We start from the raw sequence: 20,955 nt of genomic DNA, 5'->3' as shown, positions 1-20,955 counted from the left end.
CAAAGAGAAAGTGACTCGCCGTAAGGGCGAAAAGCGACGTGATGGTAAGTAATGATGGGGGCGTTCTGCCCAATTTGGCCGGGACTCGTCAGCTTTCGGCTAGGGGCGGTCACTTCATCTCTCGGGAGGGAACGCTACTGTTGTGCCGTCAGCGAAGCGCAAAATACCTTTCCAGCTCAGCCCTAACACGACTGGCTGTCCCCGATTTCTCGATATGACTATCGCCCCCGGATGATACAAATGCTTCAACCCCGAAGGTGAGAATCGTTGTTTCAACTTAGGCATATTTCCTGCTTCCAGTCGGGTGGCTAACTCAGTATCAAAGGCCGCAAATAGTGGCATCCCATTGATAGAGATATAGGCTCCTCCGAGTAGCTGCCGCTCATAGTCTAGGAAAACTGGCATGGCACTAATACCTCCAGCCGGTTTATGCAGTGGATCGACTCCCTCAACACTGTATAAGCCAATACCGTCAGGTATTGGGCTATGCCCAAAAATCGCAGATACCACGTCCGGAACCGGCAGCCACTTTTTAGGCCCCATCCAACCTGCTACCGCATTGTTGATAACCGTCTTGAGCAGCCACCGTTCAAGAAGCTCCCCCTCGACATAGAGAGCTTCATTGAAACTTTCATCGTTGGCTCTTGCTTGAAATAAAGATATTTTTCCAGCAACCGCATCCAGTGGACTGAGCATGGAATTATGGTGTCGGCATAGGATATTTGCCTTCTCCGCGTTGGCAGTAGGCTCTCCATTTCGAATCCGTTCGACCCCCATAATTAACGGAGGGCACCCGCAGCCAGCCTTGAATATGGAGTTACTGAAGACATGCTCCCCCGACATGGTATTGCAGCCGCCTAAAGCGCTAGCCCAACATCGCTTCATCGAACAGCTCCCTTGGACAGAATATGTTGAGGTCAAATATATACGTCTGCCTTCCCTAGGAGCGAGCCGCCCCTCGTTTCGTTGCCAGTTGTCATTGGAATCTATGTGGCGAAAGCAACCTTGCTCGAATTGTTCAGTTATCCGCTGACTCGGCCTTCCTCAGCAGGTAGCTATCCATAATCCACCCATTCCTCTCCCGCGCCTGCGCACGAGTCGCCGCTATGCGCTCCGCCACTTCATCCAGCGGCCCGGCAATCAAAATCTCATCCGCCGTCCCCACATACGCGCCCCAATAGATATGCAGCCCCTGCCCAACAAAGCGCAGGTAGCTGTCCTTGGCGTCGAGCATCACCGCCACGCTGTCCACACCCTGCGGCCAGCCCTCGGCGAGCAGGCGGCCGGTGGTGATTTCCACGGCGCGGCCGATGCTGTTGAGCGGCACGCGGTGTCGAGCGGTGAGGGCCTGCAGGCTGGTGATGCCGGGGATCACTTCGAAGCGCAGGTCGCCGCGCGCAGCGGCGATGGCCTCGACGATGCGGATGCTGCTGTCGTACAGCGAGGGGTCGCCCCAGACCATAAAGGCGGCGACCTCGCCGTCGGCCATTTGTTCGTCGATCAGCTGCTTGAACACCGCCTGCTTGTCGCGGTTCAGCTCGTCGACGCTGGCGCGGTAGTCGGCGGCATCGCGCTCGCGTTCCGGCTGCAGGCCTTCGGCGAAGCGCGGCGTGTGGCCGTCGAGGTAGCGGGTGCAGATTTCTCGGCGCAGGGCGTTGAGCTTGTGCTTGGCCGGACCCTTGTCGAGCAGGAAGATCACGTCGGCGCGGCGCAGCGCCTTGAGCGCCTGCATGGTGATGTAGTCGGGGTCGCCGGCACCGATGCCGACCAGCAGCAGTTCTTTCATGGTGTGTTCCAGGTGTGAGGTTTGGCGCTGGGCGCCAGCGAGTCGATATGGCGGTAGTCGGCGCCCAGCTCGCTGGCCAGTAGGTGGGCGCGGCCGAGGCGCACCGGTGTGCGTTCGATATCCACCAGCAGCACCGGGCACTGGCTGGCGGGCAGGGTGGGCCAGTCGCGCAGGCGGCCGTCGGTGAGGATCAGCAGGCGCTGCTGTTCGCCCGGTTGTCGGCGCTGGCGCCGGGCCTGCCACTGCGCGGCCTGTTGCAGGGCTTCGAGCAGCGGGGTGCCGCCGCCGGCGCCGAGCTGGTCGAGCCAGTCGCGCAGGGCGCTGGAGCTTTTCTGCCCCTGCCACAGCCAGCGCGGTTGTGTGCCGGTGGCGTGCAGCAGGGCCAAGCGCGCGCGCTGGCGGTAGGCCGCATCGAACAGCTCGGCAAGCAGGCCCTTGGCCTGGCTCAGGGCGCCACCCCGGCGGGTCGAGGCGGAGGCATCGACTATCACCAGCCAGAGTTCAGTGGGTTGCGCGCTGCGCGGGCGGCGTATCAGGTCCTGACGGCTACGCGGGCGGCCCTTGATCAGGGTCGCCGGCCAGTCGATGGCGCCCAGCAGGCCGCTGCGGCTGGCGCCACTGCGCCCGCCACTCAGGCTGCCCGGTTTTTGTCTGGCATCCGCGCCGAGGGGCTGGCGCGGGCGGATGCTCAGGGCTTTTTTGCCCAGCGCGGCGGTTCGCGCCGTTCGCCCATGGCCTGGGGCTGGGCAGGCAGTTCGCCCCATTGGCCGTCGCTCTGGGCTTGTTCGCTGGTGGCCGGGATTGGCGCGGGTGGCTGCTGTTGGGGCGGCTGTTGTTGCTGTGGCGCTTGGGCCGGCGGAGCAGGGCGGCGGCGATGGCGCAGGACGAAGTCGGCCACCGTGTCGATGTCGATTTCCTCGATCTGTGCGGCGCCGCGCCAGGCCGCATGGGCGCGGGCGGCGCGCAACCAGACCAGGTCGGCGCGCAGGCCGTCGACCCCGGCGGCGAAGCAGCGCTGGGCGATTGCCTCCAGCGCGGCGTCATCCAGGGGGATCGCGGCCAGGCGCTCGCGGGCGCTCAGGCAGCGGCTGCGCAGCTCGTTCTGGGCATCGGCCCAGCTGTGCAGGAAGGCCTGCGGGTCGCTGTCGAAGGCCAGACGGCGGCGCATGATCTCGGCGCGCTGGGCCGGTTGCGGCTGGCCGTCCAGGGCCAGGTTGAGGCCGAAGCGGTCGAGCAGTTGCGGGCGCAGCTCGCCTTCCTCGCCGTTCATGGTGCCGATCAGCACGAAGCGCGCGCTGTGCCGATGGGAGATGCCGTCGCGCTCGATATGGTTGACCCCGCTGGCGGCGGCATCCAGCAGCAGGTCGACCAGGTGATCCGGCAGCAGGTTGACCTCGTCGACATACAGCACGCCGCCATCGGCCTTGCTCAGCAGGCCGGGGCAGAACTGCGCGCGGCCTTCACCGAGGGCGGCGTCCAGGTCGAGGGTGCCGACGATGCGTTCCTCGCTGGCGCCCAGCGGCAGGGTGACGAAATGGCCGCTGGGCAGCAGCTCGGCCAGGCCGCGGGCCAGGGTCGACTTGGCCATGCCGCGCGGCCCTTCGATCAGCACCCCGCCGATGGCCGGGTCGACGGCCACCAGGCACAGGGCCAGCTTGAGGTCATCGGCGCCGACTACGGCGGCGAGGGGGAAGTGGTGGTCGGTCATGGCGATTCCTGCGTGTGCGGGGTGTTTTGCTCCCTCGCCCATTTATGGGCGAGGGGAGAAAAGCTTTGTAGCCCGGATGCAATCCGGGGTTGCCCATCGCCATCTCCCCGGATTGCATCCGGGCTACGGGCCTGTGCTCCCTCTCCCGCTTGCGGGAGAGGGTTGGGGAGAGGGTGGAAGAGGCTGTCGGCCCACTCGGTTGTCCCTGTGTACGGACGGCCCTCTCCCCCGGCCCCTCTCCCATAAATGGGCGAGGGGAGAAGAGCGTGCGTCCGGGCTACGGGGATTGGCGGGGTGGTCATGATTCCTCGCTATCCAGCAGCAGGTTTTCCAGCGCCGCGCGGTATTCGCCGGGGTTCTGCCAGAGGCCGCGCTGCTGGGCTTCGAGCAGGCGTTCGAGGATGTCCTGCAGGGCGCCGGGGTTGTGCTGCTGGATAAAGTCGCGTGTATCGCGATCGAGCAGGTAGGCATTGGTGAGCAAAGCGTACTGGTGGTCGTCGACCAGCTCGCTGGTGGCGTCGAAGGCAAACAGGTAGTCGATGGTCGCCGCCAGCTCGAAGGCGCCCTTGTAGCCGTGGCGCTTCATGCCTTCGATCCACTTCGGGTTGGCCGCGCGGGCGCGTACCACGCGGGCCAGTTCCTGCTTGAGGCTGCGGATGCGCGGGGTCTCCGGCTGGCTGTTGTCGCCGTGGTAGCTGGCCACCTTGGCGCCGCGCAGGGTTTCCACCGCCGCCAGCATGCCGCCCTGGAACTGGTAGTAGTCGTTGGAATCGAGGATGTCGTGCTCGCGGTTGTCCTGGTTGTGCAGCACCGCCTGCAGCTGCACCAGGCGCTCGGCGAACTGCGCGCGCGCCGGCGTGCCCTCGGCGCCCTGGCCGTAGGCGTAGCCGCCCCAGTTCAGGTAGACCTCGGCCAGGTCCGCGCGGGTTTGCCACAGGCGTTCGTCGATGGCGTTCTGCACGCCCGCACCATAGGCCCCCGGTTTCGAGCCAAACACCCGCCAGCCGGCCTGTTTACGTGCCTGGTGTTGATCCAAGCCGCTGTCCTGCAGGGCCAGGGACTCGCGCCAGACCCGTGCCGACAACGGATTCATCTCTTCCGGCTCATCGAGATCAACCACTGCCTGTACGGCGTCATCGAACAGACGGATCAGATTGCTAAAGGCATCGCGGAAGAAGCCGGACACGCGCAGGGTCACGTCCACCCGCGGGCGGCCGAGCTGTTCCAGCGGCAGCACCTCGAAACGCTCGACACGCTGGCTGCCGGCCTGCCACACCGGGCGCACGCCCAGCAGCGCCAGGGCCTGAGCGATGTCGTCGCCGCCGGTGCGCATGGTCGCCGTGCCCCACACCGACAGGCCGAGCTGGCGCAGGTGGTCGCCTTCGTCCTGCAGGTGGCGTTCGAGCAGGCGCTCGGCGCTCTGCACGCCGATGCGCCAGGCGGTCGGCGTGGGCAGGTTGCGCACGTCCATCGAGAAGAAGTTGCGCCCGGTCGGCAGCACGTCCAGGCGTCCGCGACTCGGCGCACCGCTGGGCCCTGCGGGGACAAAGCGACCGTCCAGGGCGGCGAGCAGGCCGGCTATTTCCGCCGGACCGCAGGCATCCAGCAGCGGGGCGATGCGCTGGCGCAGCTCAATGAGGATCAGGGCGCTGGCCGGGCCGATGGCCGGGAAGTCCGGGTTGCCGATCAGCTGCAGGGCCAGCAGCTCCAGGCGCTCGCGGCTGTCGCCCAGGCTGCGCCAGGGATCGCTGCTCAGCTCCGCCAGCACGGCCGGGCGCGGGCCGGACCAGGGCTCGGCCATCTGGCAGTCGAGCGGGTCGAAGGCCAGCCGCAGGTCCTGGGCCAGGGCGCGCAGCAGGCTGGCGTTGCCGCCCTGGCCATCGCCACGGGGGATACGCAGCAGGGCCAGCAGGGTGTCGCGGCGCAATTGGCCGGCCGGCGATTCGCCGAACACGTGCAGGCCGTCGCGGATCTGCGATTCCTTGAGGTTGCACAGGTAGGCGTCCAGCTGTGGCAGCCAGCTGTCCGGGTCGTCATTCAGTTGCAGGCCCAGTTCGCGATCCAGGCTGGCCTCGCGCACTTTCTGCAGGATCTCGCCACGCAGCTCGATGGCGCGGCGCAGGTCGAGCTGGCTGGCCTCGTAGTACTCGTCGGCCAGGCGCTCCAGGTCGCGCAGCGGGCCGTAGCTTTCGGCGCGGGTCAGCGGCGGCATCAGGTGGTCGATGATCACCGCCTGGGTACGTCGTTTGGCCTGCGCGCCTTCGCCAGGGTCGTTGACGATAAAGGGATAGATATTCGGCAGCGGGCCGAGCAGGGCGCTGGGCCAGCACTGCTCGGACAGGCCGACGCTCTTGCCCGGCAGCCACTCCAGGTTGCCGTGCTTGCCGACATGGATCAGCGCGTTGGCGGCGAAGCTGTGGCGCAGCCAGAAGTAGAAGGCCAGGTAGCCGTGCGGTGGTACCAGATCGGGGTCGTGGTACACCGCCGCGGCATCCAGCTGGTAGCCGCGCGCCGGCTGGATGCCGACGAAGGTGAGGCCGAAGCGCCGGCCGGCGATCATCAGGCGGCCGCTGCGGAACATCGGGTCTTGCTGCGGCTCGCCCCAGCGCTCCCGCACCGCTTGCTGGTTGGCCTCGGGCAGGGCGGCGAAGCAGCGTCGGTAGTCGTCCAGCGCCAGACTCTGCGCGCAGGGGCGCAGGTCGAGGTTGTCTAGGTCGTTGGTCACCCCGCCGAGCAGCTGGTGGATCAGCGCGGTGCCGCTGTCCGGCAGATCGGCCACCGGGTAACCCTGCTGCTTCAGGGCGGTAAGGATATTCAGCGCCGCCGCTGGGGTATCCAGGCCGACGCCGTTGCCGATGCGGCCGTCGCGGGTCGGGTAGTTGGCCAGCACCAGGGCGATACGCTTGTCGGCGTTGGGTCGACGCGCCAGCTCGCACCAGTTACGCGCCAGCTCGGCGACGAAATCCATGCCCGGCAGGTGCGCGTGGTAGCAGACCACGTCGCTCTGGCTGCGCTCGCTGCGCCAGGCCAGGCCCTTGAAGCTGATCGGCTGGGTGATCAGGCGGCCGTCCAGTTCGGGCAGGGCGATGTGCATGGCCAGGTCGCGTGAACCGAGGCCCTGGGCGCTGGCCTGCCACTGTTCCTGGTTGGCCAGGGCGCAGATGGCCTGCAGCACCGGGATGTCGCGGCGAAACGGCCTGAGTTCCGGTGCTTCCGGGTTGCTCATGGCGAAGCCGGTGGTGTTGAGGATCACGCTGGCCTCGGCCGCGTCCAGCCAGTCCTCGACCTGGGCCAGGCAGGCGGCTTCCTTGAGGCTGGCCACGGCGATTGGCAGCGGGTTGAGGCCCTGTGCCTGCAGGCGCGCGCAGAAGGTATCGACGAAGGCGGTGTTCGCCGCCTGCACATGGGTGCGGTAGAACAGCAGCGCCGCCACCGGCCAGCCCGGCTGCCAGTCGGCGCGCCAGCGGTCCAGGCTGGCTGCGGCCTGCTGCGGGTGATAGAGGGCGACGCGGGGCAGGGCGCGCGGCTCCTGCCAGGGGTAGTCGCGCTGCAGGTAGAGGCTGGCGAGGCAGTGGAAGAACTGCTGGGCGTTATCCACCCCGCCCTGGCGCAGGTACTGCCATAGGCGCTGGCTGTCGTCGCTCGGCACGTTGCCGAGGGCGCTCAGCTCGGGGTCGGGGCTGTCGTCGCCGGGCACCAGGATCAGCCGGGCGCCGCGCCCGGCCAGCTCGACCAGGCGTTCGATGCCGTAGCGCCAGTAGCTGACCCCGCCATGCACCGAGGTCAGGATGACCTTGGCGTGTTGCAGCACCTGCTCGACGTAGAAATCCACCGAGGCGTGGTTGCCCAGCTGCGCCGGGCTGGCCAGGCGCAGGCTGGGAAAATCCTCGGGCAGGCTGCGCGCCACTTCGGCCAGCAACGACAGGTGCGAGTCGCCGGTGCAGAGGATCACCAGCTCGGCCGGGGTCTGCTGCAGGTCGGCGATGCTGTCGGCCGGCAGTTGGCTGCCGGGCTGGGTGCGCAGCAGGTGCATGTCAGGCGGCTACCGGGGAAGGGATCGCCAGCAAGCTGGCTCCTACACAAGAGCCCGAGCACGCTGCCGCCGTAGGAGCCAGCTTGCTGGCGATCAGCCGGTTCACGCCAATGCCGCCTGCAGCTCGCTACCGATGGCGGCCGGGTCCAGCGCCTGGCCGATCACCACCAGACGGGTGAGGCGCGCTTCATCGGCCTGCCAGGCGCGGTCGAAGTGCTTGTCGAAGCGCTGGCCGACGCCTTGCAGCAGCAGGCGCATGGGTTTGCCGGGGATGGCGGCGAAGCCCTTGATGCGCAGGATGCCGTGCTTGGCCACGGCCTCCTTCAGCGCCTGCAGCAGGCGTGCTTCCTCGACCTCGGGCAGCTCGACGGCGAAGGAGTCGAACTCGTCGTGGTCGTGATCCTCGCCTTCCTCGTCGTGATGGGTGCGGCGCTGGTCGATGTGCAGCTCGGTCTCGCAGTTGAGGCCCAGCAGCACGTCCAGCGGCAGCTCGCCGCCGTGGGCCTCGATGACCTTGACCGCCGGCGGCAGCTCTTCGGCCACTTCCGCACGCACCGCGGCCAGGGCGGCGGCGTCGAGCAGGTCGGCCTTGTTGAGGATCACCAGGTCGGCGCTGGCCAGCTGGTCGGCGAACAGCTCGTGCAGCGGCGATTCGTGGTCCAGGTTGGGGGCGAGCTTGCGTTGCTCATCGACCTGATCCGGGAAGGCGGCGAAGGTGCCGGCGGCCACGGCCGGGCTGTCGACCACGGTGATCACCGCGTCCACCGTGCAGGCGTTGCGGATTTCCGGCCAGTTGAAGGCCTGCACCAGCGGCTTGGGCAGGGCCAGGCCGGAAGTCTCTATCAGGATGTGGTCGAGCTCGCCGCGGCGTGCCACCAGCTCGCGCATCACCGGGAAGAATTCCTCCTGCACGGTGCAGCACAGGCAGCCGTTGGCCAGCTCGAAGATGCGGCCGTTGGCTTCTTCTTCGCTGCAGCCGATCGAGCACTGTTTGAGGATTTCGCCGTCGATGCCCAGCTCGCCGAACTCGTTGACGATCACCGCGATGCGCCGGCCATCGGCATGGCCGAGCATATGACGCAGCAGGGTGGTTTTGCCGGCGCCGAGGAAGCCGGTGACGATGGTGACGGGAAGTTTGGCGAGCGTTTGCATGGAGGGCCCCGGAGCGTCGAAAAAGAGACGGACGGGCAGGGGCAGGCCGGCGTCCGGGCGGACGCGGGCCTTGCACCACCGGATCACCCCGCCCGGACAGTTAGCGTGTTAGTCGAGGCAGGTCTCCTGGCTCACGGTGTGCGCTGGGCGCGCTCCCTTCACCTTCCCGCCGTTGGCAGTGGTGTATCGAAGGGGCTTGAACCGTTCACAGTTGCGGGGGCAGCCAGGGCGTTGACCCTGTTCCCTCTTAGCTGCACCCGCGCGGGTGCAGAACCTCGAAAGGGTGGAAGGCTACGCAGCGACCGGGTACAGGTCAACCGCGGTTGACCGGGGTGGCCGCCCGTGCTGAGCTACGCGGCCTTTTCTGGCTGCCAGCAGGAGCGCCATGTCCAGCCCCGCCATTCGCCTGATTGCCGGCCTTGGCTGCCGTAGCGGCTGTACGCCGGACGAGCTGCAAGCGCTGCTGCTGCAGTGCCTGGCTGCGCACGGCCTGGGCCTGGAAGCGCTGGCGGGCCTGGCCAGCAGTGCGCACAAGCGCGACGAACCGGGCCTGCAGGCGCTGGTCGAGCGCCTGGCGCTGCCGATGACCTGGTGCTCGGTGCAGGAACTGGCGAGCGTCGCCGGCCAGGCCGAGGCCAATCCGCTGACATTGCGCGTGACCGGCAGCGCCGCAGTGGCCGAGCCCAGCGCCCTGGTCGCCGCCGCGCGCCTGGGCGCGGCGCAGCTGCTCGGCCCGCGCCAGCGCAGTAGCAATGCCACCTGCGCCCTGGCGCGGATCGATAGAGAGCTCTCGCAATGACCGTCTACTTCATCGGCGCCGGCCCCGGCGACTCCGAACTGATCACCGTCAAAGGCCAGCGCCTGATTCGCAGCTGCCCGGTGCTGCTCTATGCCGGTTCGCTGGTGCCGCCGGCGGTGCTCGAGGGCCATCGCGCCGAGCAGGTGGTGAACACCGCCGAGCTGCACCTAGGCGAGATCGTCCGCCTGCTGGCCGAGGCCCACGCCCGTGGCCAGGACGTGGCCCGCGTGCATTCCGGCGACCCGTCGCTGTACGGCGCCATCGGTGAGCAGATCCGCGAACTGCGGGCCTTGGACATTCCCTTCGAGATCATTCCCGGCGTCACCGCCACGGCTGCCTGCGCGGCGCTGCTGGAGGCCGAACTGACTCTGCCGGACGTGGCGCAGACGGTGATTCTCACCCGCTACGGGCACAACTCGCCGATGCCGGCCGGGGAGGCGCTGGGTGCCCTGGCCAGCCACGGCACGACCATGGCCATCCACCTGGGCGTGCAGCACCTGGCGGCGATCGTGGCCGAGCTGCTGCCGCACTACGGCGCCGACTGCCCGATTGCCGTGGTCCATCGCGCCAGCTGGCCGGATCAGGACTGGGTGCGGGGCACCCTGGCGGACATCGAGGACAAGGTGCGCGCCAAGGGTTTTCGGCGCACCGCGCTGATCCTGGTCGGCCGGGTACTGGGCGCCGAGGACTTCGCCGCTTCGGCGCTGTACCACGCCGATACTCAGCACCTGTTCAGGACCTGATGCCGGCAAACAGCGGCTAGTCGAAGGGGGCGCGCACTGGTGCGGCCCTGACCCGTTTCTGCGGTTGGCAGGCTTGCCGGATGCCGCGCTGGGCGGGCACCCTGTTGCATCTGTCGGGTCCGCCCGCACCAGGCTCTGTAAGGACGATCCATGCGCGACTATCAATGGCTTCACGAATACTGCCTGAACCGCTTCGGCTCGCCCGCGGCCCTCGAGGCCATGCTGCCGCAACCGCGCAGCGCGGCGGAACTGCGCCAGATCAGCGATGACCGCTACCTGTCGCTGATCGCCCTGCGCGTATTCCGCGCCGGCCTCAAGCACAGCCTGGTGGACGCCAAGTGGCCGGCCTTCGAGGAAGTGTTCTTCGGCTTCGTCCCGGAGAAAGTGGCGCTGATGAGTGCCGAACACCTCGAGCGACTGATGCAGGATGCGCGCATCATCCGCCACCTGGGCAAGCTCAAGAGCGTGCCGCGCAACGCCCAGTTCGTGCTGGACGTGCAGAAGGAAAAAGGCAGCTTCGGCGCGCTGATCGCCGACTGGCCGGTGACCGATATCGTCGGCCTGTGGAAGTACCTGGCCAAACATGGCAGCCAACTCGGCGGGCTGTCGGCGCCGCGTCTGCTGCGCATGATCGGCAAGGACACCTTCATTCCCAGCGACGACATGGTCGCCGCGCTCAAGGCCCAGGAAATCGTCGACAAGGCGCCAACCAGCCTCAAGGAACTGGCCGCCGTGCAGGCGGCCTTCAACCAGTGGCACGCCGAAAGCGGCCGGCCGCTGTGTCAGTTGTCAGTGATGCTGGCGCATACGGTGAATCACTAAGCGGCTCTGGTAGGAGCGAGCTCTGCTCGCGAACCTGTCCTCGTATAGAACTTCGCGAGCAGAGCTCGCTCCTACGGAGATCCGGGGAGTAGGGTGGATGATGCTTTTTCATCCACCACGGAGCCGCTCGGTGGATCGATGGAGCGCGATCCACCCTACACTCGGGCCCTTGCAGGGGGTTAAGCACGGCGGCATCCACGACAGAGCTGATCGACATCGGGAGAGTGCGATGGAACAGGACATCATCCGCGTCGCCCAGGCCATCGAACGAGCCGAGCGCATTCTGATCATCACCGGCGCCGGCCTGTCTGCTGACTCGGGGTTGCCGACCTATCGCGGCCTCGGCGGCCTGTACAACGGTCTGACGCCGGAAGGCCTGCCGATCGAGGCGGCGCTGTCCGGGCCGATGCTGCAGCGCAACCCGGCGTTGTGCTGGAAGTACCTGGCCGAGCTCGGCAAGGCCTGCCTGGGCGCGCAACCCAACGCCGGCCATGCGGCGATCGCCGAGCTGCAACGGCGCAAGCCCGGTTGCTGGGTGCTGACGCAGAATATTGACGGTTATCACCGCCAGGCCGGCTCGCCAGCAGAGCGGCTGATCGAGATTCACGGCCAGTTGGCGCCGCTGTATTGCCAGTCCTGCGGCGCCGCAGATCCCGAGCTGGCCGAGCACCTGCAGCGCCCCTTGCCGCCGCGCTGTGCACAATGCGCGGGCATCCTGCGCCCACCGGTGGTGCTGTTCGAGGAAATGCTGCCGGAAGATGCCATTGGTCGGCTTTATGACCAGGTGCACAAGGGCTTCGACGTGGTGCTGGCGGTGGGCACCACGGCGAGCTTCCCCTATATCGTCGAACCGGTGGCGCAAGCCCGCAGGAATGGGGGTTTCACCGTGGAAGTGAACCCGGCGACAACCGACCTCAGCGGCTGGGTGGATGTCCGTCTGTCAGGAAGGGCGTTAGATGTTTTCCCGAAACTACTAAGTCACATTTCTCGGCATTGAATTTGCAATCTCAGTGTTCAGACGGCATAGTCGCCCCCTTATAAAAACCAGACAAACACGGTCGTGCCCATGCTAAAGCGCTTCGCACCCCTCGTGCCTCTTGCACTGATTAGTCTCCTGGCGGCTTGTGCCGGCCAGGCACCGCACCAGCCAATTGAGCAGGTAGCGGTCGAGCCAGAACCCGTCGAGTACATCAGCGACGAGCAGATGATGGCCGACATCACCGACGACAAACCCTATGCGCTGCCCCAGCTGGCAGACAGCATCCTCAGTCAGGGCCTGTCCCTGGTCGGCACCAAGTACCGTTTCGGCGGCACCTCGGTGAAAACCGGCTTCGACTGCAGCGGTTTCATCGGCTTCCTGTTCCGTGAAGAAGCCGGCATGCAACTGCCGCGCTCCACCCGTGAAATGATCAACCTGGATGCCCCGCTGGTGGCTCGCGAAGAGCTGGAGCCGGGCGACATCATCTTCTTCAACAACCGTGGCCGTGGCCGCGTCAGCCATGCCGGCATCTACCTGGGCGATGACCAGTTCATCCACTCCAGCAGCAGCCGCAGCGGTGGCGTGCGTATCGACAGCCTGGACGACAGCTACTGGAACCGCAGCTACATGGAAGCCAAGCGCGCCCTGGCGCTGGCCCCGCAGCTGCAGAGTGAGCGTTCGGTTAACCGTTAAGGCGCAAGGGCACAGGGCTTGCGCCTGTGTCCGGCACGCGGCAGAGTAGGGCGCATTCCGGCCAGGATCGCCCGCCATGCATGTAACGGCTCGCTTCGCCCTGCTAGCCCTCGCCGCGCTGCTTACCGCCTGCGCCGGCAACTCTCCCTCTCCTGATTACCCCGTCGACCCTTTTCCCATCGTTGGCAACGAAAATGCCGATGATGTGCTGATGAGTGCCATCGGCCTGGTTGGCACGCCCTATCGCTATGGCGGCAACACCCCGGACAGTGGTTTCGACTGCAGTGGCCTGATCGGCTACGTGTACCGCAACTCGGCCGGTATCCAGCTGCCGCGTTCGACCCGCGAGATGATCAACCTGCGTGCGCCGACGGTCAGCCGCAATGCCCTGCAGAGCGGTGACCTGCTGTTTTTCGCCACCAATGGCGGCGGCCAGGTCAGCCATGCCGGCATCTATGTCGGCGAAGGGCGTTTCGTCCATGCGCCGTCCAGCGGCGGCACCGTGCGCCTGGACTATCTGACCACGGCCTACTGGCAGAAGACCTACCTCAGCGCCAAGCGCGTACTGGCACCGGCGCAGTTGGCGCGCCAGCCATGACCCAGCGCACCCTCAACCTCGACGACAACCTCTACCAATACCTGCTGGATGTTTCCCAGCGCGAAACCCCGCTGCTCAAGCGCCTGCGTGACGAGACGGCGCAGCTGACCAATGCGCACTGGCAGATCGCCCCCGAGCAGGGCCAGTTCATGGCCCTGCTGGTGCAGCTGACCGGGGCCCGGCGCATCCTCGAGATCGGCACCTTCACCGGCTACAGCGCCCTGTGCATGGCCGCCGCCCTGCCGGCCGACGGCCAGCTGATCTGCTGCGACCTGCCCGGCGACTACAACGCCATCGCCCGGCGCTACTGGTACGAAGCCGGCCTGCAGGATCGTATCGACCTGCGCCTGGCGCCAGCTTTGGAAACCCTCAATGCGCTGGAGCGCGGCGGGCAGGGTGAAAGCTTCGACCTGATCTTCATCGATGCCGACAAGGCCAACTATCCGGTGTACCTGGAGCACGCCCTAGTTTTGGCGCGTCAGGGCGGGCTGATCCTGTTCGACAACGTGCTGTGGAGCGGCCGGGTGCTCGAGCAGAATCCGGACAGCGCCGACACCCGTGCGATCCAGGCGCTCAATCGCACGCTCAAGCGCGACCGGCGTGTCGATCTGTCCCTGCTGCCGCTGGGTGATGGCCTGACCCTTTGCCGCAAGCGCTGAGAACCGATTTCGAGGTGCTGAGGGTGATTCCCGCAGTCCGCGGCTAAGCTCTTCTGGGGCTACACCGCCCCGGCAATACCTCCATCTGGCAAGGGAGCTGTACGCCATGAGTGCCGACCAAGACCTCTACCGGCCAGCCACCGTCCTGGTGGTTGACGATACGCCGGACAACCTGATGCTGATGACCGACCTGCTCAAGGATCGTTACCGGGTCAAGGCCGCCAACAGTGGCGAGAAGGCCCTGCGGGTGCTGCAGGGCGACCCGCTGCCGGACCTGATTCTGCTCGACATCATGATGCCCGGGCTGTCCGGCTATGAGGTGGCGGAGCAGCTCAAGCAGGACCCGCGTACCCGCCATATCCCGATCATTTTCCTCACCGCCATGTCGGCGACCGAGGACGAAGTCCACGGTCTGGCGTTGGGCGCCGTCGACTACATCACCAAGCCGATCAGTCCGCCACTGGTGCTGGCGCGGGTGGATACCCAGCTCAAGCTCAAGGCGGCGGCAGACTTCCTGCGCGATCAGAACGACTTTCTGGAGCAGGAGGTCGCGCGGCGCACCCGCGAGGTGGTGGCCATTCAGGATGTCACCATCCAGGCCATGGCCTCGCTGGCGGAGACCCGTGACAACGAGACCGGCAACCATATCCGTCGTACCCAGCACTATATGAAAGTGCTGGCCGAGCACCTGCGCGAGCACCCGCGTTTCCGTCACTTCCTCAGCGCCGAGACGATCCAGCTGCTGTTCAAGTCGGCGCCGCTGCACGATATCGGCAAAATCGGCATCCCTGACGCGATTCTGCTCAAGCCGGGCCGCTTCACCGAGGAAGAGTTCGAGATCATGAAGACCCATACCACCCTGGGTCGCGATGCCATCCAGCATGCCGAGGATCAGTTGGGCATCAGCGTGGACTTTCTCAGCCTGGCCAAGGAAATTGCCTACGGCCATCAGGAGAAGTGGGACGGCAGCGGCTACCCCGAGGGGCTGGCCGCCGACGACATTCCCATCAGCGCCCGGCTGATGGCGGTGGCGGATGTCTACGACGCGCTGATCAGCCGGCGCGTGTACAAGGCGGGGATGCCCCACGAACAGGCCGTCGAGATCATTCGCCAGGGGCGCGGCTCGCACTTCGATCCGGATATCTGCGATGCCTTCCTGGCTTGCGTCGAGCAGTTCCGCGCCGTCGCCGAACGCTTCGCCGACAACGACCAGGACCTGGCTAAACAAAGGGCGGCGCTTGAGCGCATGGAGCAGAAGTCCTGAGCAGCGCGTTGCGGCCTTTCATTGTTGTGTCTACTGGGAATCTGCCATGAGCCGAATGCTCGCCCTGCTTGAGCGTCTGTCGCTGCTGCACAAACTGGTCCTCGGCTTCTCTGCGCTGCTGGTGCTGGTGCTGGCGCTCGGGGTGCAGAGCCTGCGCACCCAGGCATCGCTGAAGCGCGACATGCAGAAGCTGTACAACGAGGAGGTGATCGGCATCACCCATCTGCATGAGGCGCGGGTGCAATTGCCGCATCTGGTGCAGGAGTTGCAACGTGCCGTCAGTACCAGCAGCGCGGCGGTTCGCAGCAAGTCCCGACAACAGCTGCTGGATGCCCAGCAACGGCTGCATCAGGCGTTGGCCCAGGTCCGCCCGACCCTCAAGCGCAGCGATAACCAGGCCCGTCTTACCGCCTTCGAGCTGCTGCTGGAGCGAATGCGCAACGATGCCGAGCAGGCCGTGCAGCTGGCTGGCGAGGGGCGCCTGGGCGAGGCCCAGCAGCTGCTCGACAGCGATGAATTCCAGGGCCTGGACCAGCAGGCCGACGCACTGCTCAATGCCATTGCCGAAGTCAAGGAAACCTCTATCCAAAACACCGCCACGCAGATCGCCGATTACGCCGAACACAGCACCACGCTCACCTATATCCTGCTGGTCGGCGGGCTGACGCTGGCGCTGCTGCTGGCCTGGCTGGTCAGTCAGTCGATCCGCAATCCGCTCAACCGCGTGCGTTTCGCCGTCGATCAGTTGGCTGCCGGCCGTCTCGATCAGTTGATTCCGCATACCGAGCTGCGCAACGAGACCGGTGACCTGGCCCGCGCCATCGCCACCCTGCAGACCGAGTCGCAGCAGCTCGAACGGCAGCGCTGGCTCAAGGTGCAGATCGGCCAGCTGCAGGTCGAACTGCAGCAGGCGGAGACGCCCGAGGAACTGGCGCAGGTGTTCCTGCAGCATATGGCGCGCCTGCTCGGCATCTGCCAGGGGTTGCTCTACAGCCTGCACGAGGGGGCGACCAGTCTGCGCCTGATGGGCGGCTATGCCATCGACCCGGAGCGGCCGCCGGAGGCCGAACTGGCGCTCGGCGCGGGCCTACTCGGGCAGTGCGCGGCCGACCGCCAGGCACGCCAGCTGCATGGGCTGCCGGAACAGTTCTGGCGCCTGCGCTCGCAACTGGGCGAAGCCCCGGCCAGTTACCTGTTGCTGCAGCCGGTGCAGCGCGGCGAGCGCCTGCTCGGCGTGCTCGAACTGGCCGGGCTGCAACCCTTGGCGGAGCGCGAGGCCCTGCTGTTTCAGGAGGCGCTGCCGCGGCTGGCCGCGGCCATGGCCATCCTCGAGCGCAATCAGGCGGTCCAGGCCCTGCTGACGGAAACCCGTCGCCAGGCCGATGAGATGGAGGCCCAGGCGCAGCAGCTGGAACAGCAGGCCGAGGAGCTGGAGGCCCAGCAAAACGCACTGCGTGCCACCGAGGCCTGGTTCCGCGGGATCATCGAGGCGGCGCCAGACGGCATGCTGGTGCTGGGTGCCGACGGACGCATCCTGCTGACCAATCCGCAACTGGATCAGTTGTTCGGTTACGGCGCCGGTGAGCTGGGTGGCGAAACCATCGAGCGCCTGGTGCCGGCGGCAATTCGCGAGCGCCACGTGGGTTTGCGCAACGAGTTCATCGCCCACGGCAGCACCCGGCAGATGGGCGCCAACCTGGACGACCTGCAGGGCGTGCGCAAGGACGGCAGCCTGTTCTCGGTGGAAATTGGCCTGTCGCGCTTGCCGGCCCTGGAGGGGTACGGCATCTGCGTCTGCGCCTCGGTGCGCGATGTGAGTGAGCGTCGGGCGATGGAGGTCAAGCTGCGCACCGCCAGCGAGCGCCTGAACCTGGCGCAGGAGGCCGGCGACATCGGCCTGTTCGACGTGGACCTGGTCAGCGGCCATGACTATTGGACGCCGCAGCTGGAGAAGATGTTCGGCCTCGAGCCGGGTGGCTTCGGTGGCACGCTGGCACACTGGAAGGCGCTGCTGCATCCCGATGACGCGGAGCATGCCAGTCGCTCGTTCGAGGAGGCCATCGAAAGCGGTCTCGATCGCTTGGAGTTCGACTTCCGCATCGTGCGGCAAAGTGATGGGGCGGTGCGCACCTTCAAATCGCTGAGCCGCTTCACGCGCACGCCTGATGGCAAGCCGCTGCGCGCGACCGGCGTCAACATCGACGTCACGGCGCTGAGCGAGGCCCGTGCGGTGGCCGAGGAGGCGACCCGGGCCAAGAGTGATTTCCTCGCCAACATGAGCCATGAGATCCGTACGCCGATGAACGCCATCATCGGCATGAGCTACCTGGCGCTGCGCACCGAGCTGGACAACAAGCAGCGCAACTACATCGAGAAGGTGCACCGCTCGGCGGAGAACCTGCTGGGGATCATCAACGACATCCTCGACTTCTCCAAGATCGAGGCCGGCAAGATGGAGCTCGAGCGCATTCCTTTCTATCTGGAGGACGTGCTCGACAACTTCTCCAGCATGATCGGCCTGAAGGCCGAGGACAAAGGCCTGGAGCTGCTGTTCAGCGTCTCGGCCGAACTGCCGACCGCGTTGATCGGCGATCCGCTGCGCCTGGGGCAGGTACTGATCAACCTCGGCAACAACGCGGCCAAGTTCACCGAGCAGGGCGAGATCGTGGTCGGCGTGGAGCTCGAGGGTGGCGACGAGGAGCAGGTGCAGCTGCACTTCTGGGTGCACGACAGCGGTATCGGCATGAGTGCCGAGCAGTGCGGGCGGCTGTTCCAGTCCTTCAGTCAGGCCGACAGCTCGACCACCCGCAAGTACGGCGGCACCGGCCTGGGCCTGGCCATTTCCAAGCACTTGGTGGAGCTGATGGGCGGGCGTATCTGGGTGGAGAGTGAGCCCGGGCATGGCTCCACCTTCCACTTCGAGGTATGCCTCGGGGTGCAGCGCGACACCCAGCCGCGGCGCATGTTCACCGCCGATGAGCTGCTGGGCACCCGCGTGCTGGTGGTGGACGACAACGCCAGTGCGCGCGAGATTCTCTCCGGCATGGCGCGCAGCTTCGGCATTGAGGTGGACGTGGCGGACAGCGGCCACTCGGCACTGACCATGCTGGTCGAGGCCGAGCGCAAGGAGCTGCCCTACGACCTGGTGCTGATGGACTGGCGGATGCCGAACATGGACGGCGTGGAGACGGTACGGCAGATGCGTGCCGTCAGCCTGGCGCACACGCCGTCGGTGATCATGGTCACCGCCTTCGGCCGCGAGGAGGCTCAGGAGGAGGCTGGCAAGCATGGTCTGCAATTGCCGGTGGTGCTGACCAAACCGGTGACCCCGTCGACCCTGCTGGAAGCGATCGGCAGCATGCTCGGCAAGACCTCGCAGGTCGATACTCGTGCTACTGCGCGCTCCGATCAGAGCGCCAGCGCCATGGCCAGCCTGCAGGGCGCGCGGCTGCTGCTGGTGGAGGACAACGAGCTGAATCGAGAGCTGGCCCGCGAGCTGCTGGAGAGCGCCGGCGTCGAGCTGTGCCTGGCCGAGCATGGTCAGGAGGCGCTCGATCGGTTGGCCGAGGACGCCGATTTCGACGGCGTGCTGATGGACTGTCAGATGCCGGTGATGGACGGCTACACCGCCACCCGCAAGATTCGCGAGCAGCCGCAGCTGGCCGCGCTGCCGGTGATCGCCATGACCGCCAACGCCATGGCCGGCGACCGCGAGCGCACCCTGGCCTGCGGCATGAACGACCATATCTCCAAGCCGCTCAACGTCGAGCACATGTTCGCCACCCTGGCCAAGTGGATCCATCCCAAACCAGGGCGTATCGCCCAGGTGGCCCAACACTCGCCGGCCGGCGTGACGACCGCGCTGGGCCTGCCCGAGAGCCTGCCCGGTATCGACCTGGCTGCCGGCCTGGCCACCAGCATGGGCAAGCGCGAACTTTATCTGCGCCTGCTGCGCAAGTTCCGCTCCAGCCAGGGCGATTTCCGCGCCGAGTTCCTTGCCGCTCGCGCGGACAGCGATACCTCGGCGGCGGCGCGCCTGGCCCATAGCCTGCGCGGCAGCGCGGGCAATATCGGCGCAGGCAATCTGGCGCAGGCCGCCACGGCGCTGGAGCTGGCCTGCAAGGACGGCGCGGCGGAGGAGGTTCTGGAGCCCCTGGTGGCCGAGGTCGAGCGGCAGTTGCAGCCGCTGCTAGCGGGTCTGGCGGGGCTGGTCGAGGTGCAGCAGGGCGCCACAGCGGCGCCGGCACTCGCGCTTGGCGCCGAGTTGCAGGCGCAGCTGGACAAGCTCAGGCGCCTGCTGGCCGAGAGCGACACCGCGGCGCAGGATGCCCTGTACGAACTGCAGGCCCTGGCCCTCGACCCGCTGCTGGCCGAGCGCCTGCGTCAGGTGGCCCAGCAGGTCGAGAGCTTCGACTTCGACCGGGCCCTGGAGTTGTTGCAGGGCCTGTCCTAGGCGATGCGCTTTTCCCCCTCTCCCGTTTACGGGAGAGGGTCGGGGAGAGGGTGAGTAGGCTCACTCCCTTTCCCCAGTCCCATGCAATCTCCCACAAGTGGGGAGGGCGTATTCGAGATCCGCGACAGGTTTTTCGCGGCCGCGCTCGGCGTTGACGCGCCACGGCCCAGCCTCTACCCTGCCGCCAGCATCAGGTGCCCCGGTCGCGACGCGTCCACGGGGTGAAACAGGGAAGCCGGTTCATTCAGTCGAACAGTCCGGCGCTGCCCCCGCAACGGTAGGTGAGTCAACAGTCGCATCCAGCCACTGTGTCATTCGACATGGGAAGGCGCGACCGGGGAGCCAGACGCTCCGCTCACAAGCCCGGAGACCGGCCTGTAGCGATCCACGGCATTGCGGCGGGCTTTGCGGGTGGGTGGGTCTGCTCGGCCTGCCTGCGTGTTGTCCTGCTGCTGCCCCAATTCTGTTTTTCTGCACCGTGCCTGGCGAAGGTCGCGGTGCTGCTGCTTTGCCGCGCCGCAGCTGGTCGCGAGGAGTTGTAGATGAACGAGTCCGCCGCGCGCGACGAACGCCACAAGGCGCGCATGCAGCGCAAGAAAGCGCTGATCGACGAAAAGATCGCCCAGGCCCAGAACGAATACGGCCTGCTGCTGGTGCACAGCGGCAACGGCAAGGGCAAGAGCAGCTCGGCCTTCGGCATGGTCGCCCGCGCCCTCGGCCACGGCATCAAGGTCGGCGTGGTGCAGTTCATCAAGGGCGCCGCCAGCACCGGCGAAGAAAGCTTCTTCCGCCGCTTCCCCGAGGAAGTTAGCTACCACGTGATGGGCGAGGGTTTTACCTGGGAAACCCAGGACCGCCAGCGCGACATCGACAAGGCCGGCGCGGCCTGGGCGGTGGCGAGGCAACTGCTGAATGACCCGCAGATCGGCCTGGTAGTACTCGACGAGCTGAATATTGCCCTCAAGCACGGCTACCTGGAGCTGGACGCGGTGCTCGCCGACATCGAGGCGCGCCCGCTGCTGCAGCATGTGGTGGTGACCGGCCGTGGCGCCTTGCCGGGGATGCTCGAGGCGGCGGATACCGTCACCGAGATGAACCTGGTCAAGCATGCCTTCAAGGCCGGCGTGAAGGCGCAGAAGGGGATCGAGTTTTGAGCCCTGCGTACCGTAGCCCGGATGCAATCCGGGAAGCCGCCCACCCCGGATTGCATCCGGGCTACCCGATCAGCCTCCCTGCTGTCCATGAGTGGGCGAAGGGCGCGGTGCA

At 66.6% G+C, this 20,955-nt stretch carries 16 protein-coding genes and 2 riboswitches; of the genes, 10 read left to right on the top strand and 6 right to left on the bottom strand.

The window, feature by feature from the left end; genetic code table 11:
- Positions 1-114: 114 nt before the first annotated feature.
- The 6 genes from HNE05_RS12885 to cobW all read right to left on the bottom strand — a co-directional run bounded on the left by HNE05_RS12885 (position 115) and on the right by cobW (position 8,679).
- Positions 115-696 (bottom strand): hypothetical protein, encoded by a 582-nt coding sequence (locus HNE05_RS12885; RefSeq protein ID WP_173207895.1) that lies wholly within the window; start codon positions 694-696, stop codon positions 115-117.
- A 322-nt stretch (positions 697-1,018) separates the two neighbouring features.
- Positions 1,019-1,786 carry a precorrin-6A synthase (deacetylating) gene (cobF, locus tag HNE05_RS12880; protein ID WP_173207892.1) on the bottom strand — a complete coding sequence of 256 codons (768 nt, stop codon included), beginning with the start codon at positions 1,784-1,786 and terminating at the stop codon, positions 1,019-1,021.
- Positions 1,783-2,550 (bottom strand): vWA domain-containing protein, encoded by a 768-nt coding sequence (locus HNE05_RS12875; RefSeq protein WP_173207889.1) that lies wholly within the window; start codon positions 2,548-2,550, stop codon positions 1,783-1,785. The genes cobF and HNE05_RS12875 overlap by 4 nt, the downstream gene beginning before the upstream one ends.
- Positions 2,475-3,494, bottom strand: a complete 1,020-nt coding sequence (locus HNE05_RS12870; RefSeq protein WP_173207885.1) for a magnesium chelatase ATPase subunit I — start codon at positions 3,492-3,494, stop codon at positions 2,475-2,477. Before HNE05_RS12870 ends, HNE05_RS12875 begins: the two co-directional genes overlap by 76 nt.
- Before the next feature lie 298 nt (positions 3,495-3,792).
- Positions 3,793-7,527 carry a cobaltochelatase subunit CobN gene (cobN, locus tag HNE05_RS12865; RefSeq protein WP_173207882.1) on the bottom strand — a complete coding sequence of 1,245 codons (3,735 nt, stop codon included), beginning with the start codon at positions 7,525-7,527 and terminating at the stop codon, positions 3,793-3,795.
- A 102-nt stretch (positions 7,528-7,629) separates the two neighbouring features.
- Positions 7,630-8,679, bottom strand: a complete 1,050-nt coding sequence (cobW, locus tag HNE05_RS12860) for a cobalamin biosynthesis protein CobW (protein ID WP_173207879.1) — start codon at positions 8,677-8,679, stop codon at positions 7,630-7,632.
- A gap of 99 nt (positions 8,680-8,778) precedes the next feature.
- Positions 8,779-8,972, bottom strand: a riboswitch (cobalamin riboswitch).
- A gap of 92 nt (positions 8,973-9,064) precedes the next feature.
- On the opposite strand from cobW, the gene HNE05_RS12855 reads away from it, so the two are divergent.
- The 10 genes from HNE05_RS12855 (at position 9,065) to cobO (ending at position 20,843) form a co-directional block, all read left to right on the top strand.
- Positions 9,065-9,478, top strand: a complete 414-nt coding sequence (locus HNE05_RS12855) for a cobalamin biosynthesis protein (RefSeq protein WP_173207876.1) — start codon at positions 9,065-9,067, stop codon at positions 9,476-9,478.
- The gene (gene cobM, locus HNE05_RS12850) at positions 9,475-10,221 is read left to right on the top strand and encodes a precorrin-4 C(11)-methyltransferase (protein WP_173207874.1); all 747 of its coding nucleotides are present in this window, start codon (positions 9,475-9,477) and stop codon (positions 10,219-10,221) included. The genes HNE05_RS12855 and cobM overlap by 4 nt, the downstream gene beginning before the upstream one ends.
- A 150-nt stretch (positions 10,222-10,371) precedes the next feature.
- Complete coding sequence (locus HNE05_RS12845) at positions 10,372-11,043, top strand: DNA-3-methyladenine glycosylase I (protein WP_173207871.1); 672 nt, start codon at positions 10,372-10,374, stop codon at positions 11,041-11,043.
- 229 nt (positions 11,044-11,272) lie between these two features.
- Entirely contained in the window at positions 11,273-12,040 is a 768-nt protein-coding gene (locus tag HNE05_RS12840) for an NAD-dependent deacylase (protein WP_173207868.1), read from the top strand.
- A 69-nt stretch (positions 12,041-12,109) separates the two neighbouring features.
- The gene (locus HNE05_RS12835; protein ID WP_173207865.1) at positions 12,110-12,715 is read left to right on the top strand and encodes a C40 family peptidase; all 606 of its coding nucleotides are present in this window, start codon (positions 12,110-12,112) and stop codon (positions 12,713-12,715) included.
- A gap of 76 nt (positions 12,716-12,791) precedes the next feature.
- Complete coding sequence (locus tag HNE05_RS12830) at positions 12,792-13,313, top strand: C40 family peptidase (RefSeq protein ID WP_173207861.1); 522 nt, start codon at positions 12,792-12,794, stop codon at positions 13,311-13,313.
- On the top strand, positions 13,310-13,972 hold the full coding sequence (locus HNE05_RS12825) for an O-methyltransferase (RefSeq protein ID WP_173207858.1): 663 nt from the start codon (positions 13,310-13,312) through the stop codon (positions 13,970-13,972). The genes HNE05_RS12830 and HNE05_RS12825 overlap by 4 nt, the downstream gene beginning before the upstream one ends.
- Positions 13,973-14,078: 106 nt before the next feature.
- The gene (locus tag HNE05_RS12820) at positions 14,079-15,236 is read left to right on the top strand and encodes a response regulator (protein ID WP_173207855.1); all 1,158 of its coding nucleotides are present in this window, start codon (positions 14,079-14,081) and stop codon (positions 15,234-15,236) included.
- 46 nt (positions 15,237-15,282) lie between these two features.
- The gene (locus HNE05_RS12815) at positions 15,283-19,689 is read left to right on the top strand and encodes a response regulator (protein ID WP_173207852.1); all 4,407 of its coding nucleotides are present in this window, start codon (positions 15,283-15,285) and stop codon (positions 19,687-19,689) included.
- A gap of 175 nt (positions 19,690-19,864) precedes the next feature.
- A riboswitch (cobalamin riboswitch) is annotated at positions 19,865-20,082 on the top strand.
- A 149-nt stretch (positions 20,083-20,231) separates the two neighbouring features.
- Positions 20,232-20,843, top strand: a complete 612-nt coding sequence (cobO, locus tag HNE05_RS12810) for a cob(I)yrinic acid a,c-diamide adenosyltransferase (protein WP_173207849.1) — start codon at positions 20,232-20,234, stop codon at positions 20,841-20,843.
- The last annotated feature ends 112 nt before the right edge of the window (positions 20,844-20,955 follow it).

Origin of the sequence: Pseudomonas campi (genome assembly GCF_013200955.2) — a bacterium.
In the GTDB taxonomy this organism is placed as follows: domain Bacteria; phylum Pseudomonadota; class Gammaproteobacteria; order Pseudomonadales; family Pseudomonadaceae; genus Aquipseudomonas; species Aquipseudomonas campi.
This window is presented reverse-complemented; position numbering and strand designations above follow the sequence as displayed.

Bases quoted from the DNA above. Each gene is read 5' to 3' on its own strand.
- HNE05_RS12840 (WP_173207868.1), top strand. From the start codon at position 11,273: ATGGAACAGGACATCATCCGCGTCGCCCAGGCCATCGAACGAGCCGAG.
- HNE05_RS12835 (WP_173207865.1), top strand. From the start codon at position 12,110: ATGCTAAAGCGCTTCGCACCCCTCGTGCCTCTTGCACTGATTAGTCTC.
- HNE05_RS12825 (WP_173207858.1), top strand. From the start codon at position 13,310: ATGACCCAGCGCACCCTCAACCTCGACGACAACCTCTACCAATACCTG.
- HNE05_RS12875 (WP_173207889.1), bottom strand. From the start codon at position 2,550: ATGGGGCGAACTGCCTGCCCAGCCCCAGGCCATGGGCGAACGGCGCGA.
- HNE05_RS12845 (WP_173207871.1), top strand. From the start codon at position 10,372: ATGCGCGACTATCAATGGCTTCACGAATACTGCCTGAACCGCTTCGGC.
- HNE05_RS12855 (WP_173207876.1), top strand. From the start codon at position 9,065: ATGTCCAGCCCCGCCATTCGCCTGATTGCCGGCCTTGGCTGCCGTAGC.
- HNE05_RS12870 (WP_173207885.1), bottom strand. From the start codon at position 3,494: ATGACCGACCACCACTTCCCCCTCGCCGCCGTAGTCGGCGCCGATGAC.
- cobW (WP_173207879.1), bottom strand. From the start codon at position 8,679: ATGCAAACGCTCGCCAAACTTCCCGTCACCATCGTCACCGGCTTCCTC.
- cobF (WP_173207892.1), bottom strand. From the start codon at position 1,786: ATGAAAGAACTGCTGCTGGTCGGCATCGGTGCCGGCGACCCCGACTAC.
- HNE05_RS12885 (WP_173207895.1), bottom strand. From the start codon at position 696: ATGCTCAGTCCACTGGATGCGGTTGCTGGAAAAATATCTTTATTTCAA.
- cobN (WP_173207882.1), bottom strand. From the start codon at position 7,527: ATGCACCTGCTGCGCACCCAGCCCGGCAGCCAACTGCCGGCCGACAGC.
- cobO (WP_173207849.1), top strand. From the start codon at position 20,232: ATGAACGAGTCCGCCGCGCGCGACGAACGCCACAAGGCGCGCATGCAG.
- HNE05_RS12830 (WP_173207861.1), top strand. From the start codon at position 12,792: ATGCATGTAACGGCTCGCTTCGCCCTGCTAGCCCTCGCCGCGCTGCTT.
- HNE05_RS12815 (WP_173207852.1), top strand. From the start codon at position 15,283: ATGAGCCGAATGCTCGCCCTGCTTGAGCGTCTGTCGCTGCTGCACAAA.
- cobM (WP_173207874.1), top strand. From the start codon at position 9,475: ATGACCGTCTACTTCATCGGCGCCGGCCCCGGCGACTCCGAACTGATC.
- HNE05_RS12820 (WP_173207855.1), top strand. From the start codon at position 14,079: ATGAGTGCCGACCAAGACCTCTACCGGCCAGCCACCGTCCTGGTGGTT.